The organism is Thermoplasma sp., from assembly GCF_023256435.1.
Taxonomy (GTDB): Archaea; Thermoplasmatota; Thermoplasmata; order Thermoplasmatales; family Thermoplasmataceae; genus Thermoplasma.
The window spans coordinates 1-4,922 of the sequence record NZ_JAGDXM010000005.1 but is presented as its reverse complement, the minus strand read 5'-3'; the positions used below and the strand labels follow the sequence as shown (position 1 = coordinate 4,922).

4 protein-coding genes and 1 pseudogene are annotated in these 4,922 nt (G+C 40.7%); 3 read left to right on the top strand and 2 right to left on the bottom strand.

Translation table 11 applies throughout. The features are described from left to right. Nucleotides 1–537, bottom strand: a pseudogene (locus tag Q0C15_RS00445) (phenylalanine--tRNA ligase subunit alpha); the annotation flags it as partial. Nucleotides 538–799: 262 nt separating this feature from the next. On the opposite strand from Q0C15_RS00445, the gene Q0C15_RS00440 reads away from it, so the two are divergent. The 3 genes from Q0C15_RS00440 to Q0C15_RS00430 all read left to right on the top strand — a co-directional run bounded on the left by Q0C15_RS00440 (nucleotide 800) and on the right by Q0C15_RS00430 (nucleotide 4,049). Continuing rightward, entirely contained in the window at nucleotides 800–2,200 is a 1,401-nt protein-coding gene (locus tag Q0C15_RS00440; protein ID WP_297214890.1) for a hypothetical protein, read from the top strand. 207 nt (nucleotides 2,201–2,407) lie between these two features. Next, complete coding sequence (locus tag Q0C15_RS00435) at nucleotides 2,408–3,325, top strand: ABC transporter ATP-binding protein (RefSeq protein WP_297214889.1); 918 nt, start codon at nucleotides 2,408–2,410, stop codon at nucleotides 3,323–3,325. Further along, nucleotides 3,312–4,049: an ABC transporter permease gene (locus tag Q0C15_RS00430; protein WP_297214887.1), complete on the top strand. Its 738-nt coding sequence runs from the start codon at nucleotides 3,312–3,314 to the stop codon at nucleotides 4,047–4,049. The genes Q0C15_RS00435 and Q0C15_RS00430 overlap by 14 nt, the downstream gene beginning before the upstream one ends. A gap of 5 nt (nucleotides 4,050–4,054) precedes the next feature. On the opposite strand, the gene Q0C15_RS00425 is transcribed toward Q0C15_RS00430, so the two are convergent. Then, nucleotides 4,055–4,675 (bottom strand): rhodanese-like domain-containing protein, encoded by a 621-nt coding sequence (locus tag Q0C15_RS00425; RefSeq protein ID WP_297214885.1) that lies wholly within the window; start codon nucleotides 4,673–4,675, stop codon nucleotides 4,055–4,057. Nucleotides 4,676–4,922 lie beyond the last annotated feature (247 nt).

Genomic DNA, 4,922 nt, shown 5'->3' with positions numbered 1-4,922 from the left:
CGCTTCAACCGCTGTATCTCTCAATTTCACGATGCGTTCCGTCTTTGTTTTTTCTTCGATTATACCAGATCTATGCCTGAAATGATCGATCATTTCCTTGTCATCCGGATCGAGGTTTGAGAGAAATCTCTGCCTTGCTTCCAGGATTTCTGATATACCTGAATCTTTGAACGTGAGTTTTCCATTTTTAGGAGTTATTCCGAATTTAGCAAGCTGGGCCAGTGCTATTCTGTAGCTCTCTGGCATTAGATTCCTGATCTCATCGAGCGTTATCTCCTTCATTTCTTCAAGCTTCCTGTAGAGGACAAGTTCAGGCAACCCTTCTTTGAGGTATCTCCGCCCCTCTTCTGATAATGTATAAATTTTGGTCTCTTTCTTTTCAACATCTATTAGGCCTTTGACCTCTAGCCATGAGATGGCGCTGGCTATCTCTCTTTCTGAGAGTCCAGTTATTGATAATTCTGATTCTCTTGCTTCGCCCCCATGAGATTGGATTGCCAGGAGAACTTTATATTCTGCATCACTGATCTGAACCATCAGGATGGGTATGCAATTATGATCTATATATTATTTCATCTTCGATTCTGTGGTGAAAATGTCTAAACTATGCGGAATGTATTGCCATAATTTTTTAAAAATATGTTTTATTTAAGCCGAAAATTTTAGCTTCATAATGCCGAAAAGATTATAATAATTAATAGTCTATAATAAATCGAAATAAATCATTAAAATATCAAAAACGGTGTTGAAATGAATGATTGAGCATAAACTTTTTATATTTATTAACGCTATATTCAATATGAATAAGAATAATGATAGTAATAGTATATTGGATGTCCTTCTAAATACGAAATTCAATATGGGCATCACCATCGCTTTCATAGCGTTCTTCCTGATAATCAGCCCGTTGTTGCCAGGTGTGTCTTGGTTCAGGCTTGGAGATTTCACATTGGACATGGTGAATTTCTATCATACGGTAATGATACCGTTCGCCTTTTTGTTAATCCTTTACACAACTGATCTACTGTCACTTCCAGGTTTTGCTAAGAAATCAATAAACATAAGCACTATTCCAGTTCTTCTGCTCACAGTACTTGGTATGGTATTCTTCTATCCTACATCAACACAATATGCGGACTACGTTTTGCAGGCTCTGAGGGACGTGTGGATGCTTGTCGTTGCCCTGATATTCTTTATCGGTCTTATATATTTCCCAATAAAGGAGAAACAGAGGTTCAAGCTTATCTGGGGATCGTACATCCTCATACTGGCAGCTACTGTATCTGCAGGAATAGCGGCAGTGATGGGTATGGTGTATGAATATGGAAATCTCTTCGGCTATTCATCGATTCCTTTCTTCAATTCGCTCGTAAACTCATGGGGAGGTCTGCAGACATTCCTAGGGAATCTAGTTACATCGCATTCTCATGAGATGTTGCCAGCGGTTATGGGTGGCATAGTGGCTGTTGCTGCGGTTTCATTCGGATATGAGAAACTCAATTCCACAAAGAGAACGATAGTCAATTTGGGTATGGTCGTAAGCCTTTTCGGTGTTATCGCGATGACCTATCTTTACATAATATCGTCATTCGGAACGTACGTCATTCCCACCTTGTTTGCTTTTGGACCCTATGGAATGGATGGCCTTGCAGAAGACGATACTATGACCGGTCTAGTCGGATGGGGCGCTCTGATATCTATACTTGGTCTTTATTATACAACTAAGAATGAGGAAAGGAGTGAAAACAGGCTTCTCATACTTTCAGAATTCTTTGTTTGGCTTGCCACTATGGCAGTTATGGTCGGCGTAGGCTATGCTATAGAATTCAATGAGGCATTCTTTGGCTTCGCTACGCCAGGAGTTCCACCCAATGGCGGACCAGGATATCTCTATGATATGGCATATACGAATGGCCATCTACTATATGCCTTCTTCATGATGCCGATTATAGCGGGTGCGCTGATACTGATCTATAGATATTCATCAACGGCGAAGATAAAACTTCTCTCCGCTTATCTGACACTGACCGGCGTTGTGATCGGAGGGTTTGGCCTGATATACTATGTGATCAATCTCCACTGGGTGCTTGAAGCTATTGGTCTGGCCTTTGTTGTACTGGCTGTAGGAGTTTCGGCGCTATCATTCTTCATAGGGGAAAGTTCGCGTAAACAGACCAGCATGAGGACAGCCCATACATGAGAAAATTGATAAAACCATGATTCAAAATTTTTTAAAATAATTCTTCGGACAGAATGCAAAATTCAAATTTTTTCCAATATTATAGAGGCTGTATGATGAGGCAATCCCGCATGAAAAATCTCCATTATTATATTGTCATTCTTATCATTTTCGAGAAAAAGTTATCAATGGTATAGCTATAATTTATCTATAAAATATCTGATTTTCATGAAGGGATATTTTAAATGTTCAGGGATATCGAAGACGTATTCGAAGGGTCAGATCGCCCTCAGAGATGTCTCCTTCGAAATACCAATGCGGGGCATATTTTCGCTCATAGGGAGAAACGGCGCGGGTAAAACTACGCTGGTGAGAATACTGGCCACTGAGCTAATGCCGACTTCTGGCAATGTCATCGTTGATGACATCGACATAATCAATGATCCCGATACCATAAGACGGAGGATAGCGATAATACCGCAGGAAGCAAGGGCTATATCATGGCTTACACCTATGCAGACCATAACCACTTTCTTGCTCTACAGAGGAGTAAAATATTCTGAAGATAAAGCGAAGGCAAAGGAGGTTCTGAAGGAATTTGGTCTTACGACTGTTTCGGATAAGTTGAACAGGACACTCTCCGGAGGCCAGAAAAGGAAGGTTCTGGTAGCTGCACTGGTGGCTTCAGATGCAGATATACTGTTCATGGACGAGCCAACAACAGGTCTAGATCCGATATCTAGGGCGGAGCTATGGGATATACTTTCATATCTAAAGAAAGATAAATTCATATTCTTGACCACGCACTACCTTGAAGAGGCGGAACGTCTGTCTGATCGCATAGGTATACTCGATCAGGGAGAGATCAAGGCAATAGGTACTATGGCCGAACTTCGTGCAAAGGTTCCAAAAAAGTACAGTATAAGCCTTCTTGATGGAGATCACGAAAGCGTTGAAATCGACAATAATGGATCCATAATAAAGATAGGAAGCAGGATATTTGTGGATGAAAATGAAGCCTATGTCATAGCTAAGGATCTTATAAACAGGAACATAAGATTTTCAATAAATCCAGTGTCTTTGGAGGACATATACTATAGCATAGTAAAGAGGGACATAAGAGGTGAGGATCATGTACAGGAGTAGCCAGATGGCCGCATCTATATTGGTGAACGCAGTATATGCGATGAAGAATTTCCCGATCACGCTGGTCAATACACTTCTTTCTCCATTATCCTTCCTTTTGGTTATCACACTGGCAAGTCATGGTAGGCTCCTGTCCGTTTCGCTCGGGGGCGCCCTTATAATGTCAATGGTATCCAGCGGAATTGGACTGCAGGGCGATCTATCCCACCTTAAGAATGATTTCAAGCTTCAGGACATGGTTGTGAGCTCACCCACAACTGCTTCGGTATATCTGGTCGGAATGGCCATCTCTGAGATAGTGTATTCAATACCAGCCATAGCAGTACTCGGAGTGCTGGCCTCTATCTACATTCATACGACTGTAACGGGTATTTTCCAGATAATCGCAGTCATGACTCTTATGTTCTCGTTTTCCATACTGCTTGGATTCACTCTTGCCACCATCACATACGATATAATACAGAGCTGGGCTTTTTCTGGAATAATATCAACTCTTATATCGACGATTCCGCCTGTGTATTATCCAATCACGTACATACCGATGCCATTTAGATATGCGGCCTATGCCTCTCCAACCACGTACGGTGCTGAACTTGTCCAGAATGCCATAGGGTTTGTGCATATATCCACTGCATCATTCATAACTGACTGGATGATCCTCATACTGATAAATGTGGTATTTCTCTTCATAGCTGTTAAGAAAGCGAGATGGAGGGAGGTATGAAGCAATCAATCCTCCACATATGATACAGGAAATCCCATCTCTAGCCATTTCTGAATGCCACCTGGCACGTCATATACCTCAAATCCTCTGGAACTGAGAAGTTCAACAGCCACGCGACTGCGATTGCCATGTGCGCAAATTATCGCATAGGTTCTGTTTTTTTCAAGATCTATATCCTGCTCCATGATCTTTGAAAAGGGTAAATTTATCGATCCCTCTATGAATCCGGTGAATAGTTCGAACTCCTCACGGATGTCAAGTATTTGGAAGTCTGTAAGATGAGAGTAAAGTCTATCTGGATCTATCTTTCTGTAATACGAGTATGGGTATATCTTTGTCCAGGATCCATCTGTATTATCGTAGAGTATCTTCACATTATCTGGAAGATCGGAATTCATCAATATTGATACGTCGTCTTCTGAAGATGAAAATACCATCACGTTTTCATGTCTGATGTCAGGCCTTGAAACTACCTTCTTTACGTCCTTTGCAGGCATAGGAAACGAGAATGGTGGATGAAACTGATTATATAAGCTGAGGGGATCAGTATCAATAATTATTGACGATTTTCCAGAGAGAATTTCCGTTATCTCCTCGAAATAAAGGTTTCCTTTAGCAATCTTCACAAAGGTGAACTTTTTCTTGGCATATAAATGAATTGTATCTTTTTCATATAAAATAAGGGTTATGGATTAAATTGGCTCGTCTTCTGTGAAGGCTATTAAACTCATGATGGATAATATCATACATACAGATCAAAATTCTTGTTGCATAATATACATATTAATAACTCTGTCAGATTCTTAACCATGCTTGATTTTGATATTGCCGAGATGCTCACTGAAGATCGACCGAATAAGTACGGGGAAATGT

Bases quoted from the DNA above. Each gene is read 5' to 3' on its own strand.
- Q0C15_RS00440 (WP_297214890.1), top strand. From the start codon at position 800: ATGAATAAGAATAATGATAGTAATAGTATATTGGATGTCCTTCTAAAT.
- Q0C15_RS00435 (WP_297214889.1), top strand. From the start codon at position 2,408: ATGAAGGGATATTTTAAATGTTCAGGGATATCGAAGACGTATTCGAAG.
- Q0C15_RS00430 (WP_297214887.1), top strand. From the start codon at position 3,312: ATGTACAGGAGTAGCCAGATGGCCGCATCTATATTGGTGAACGCAGTA.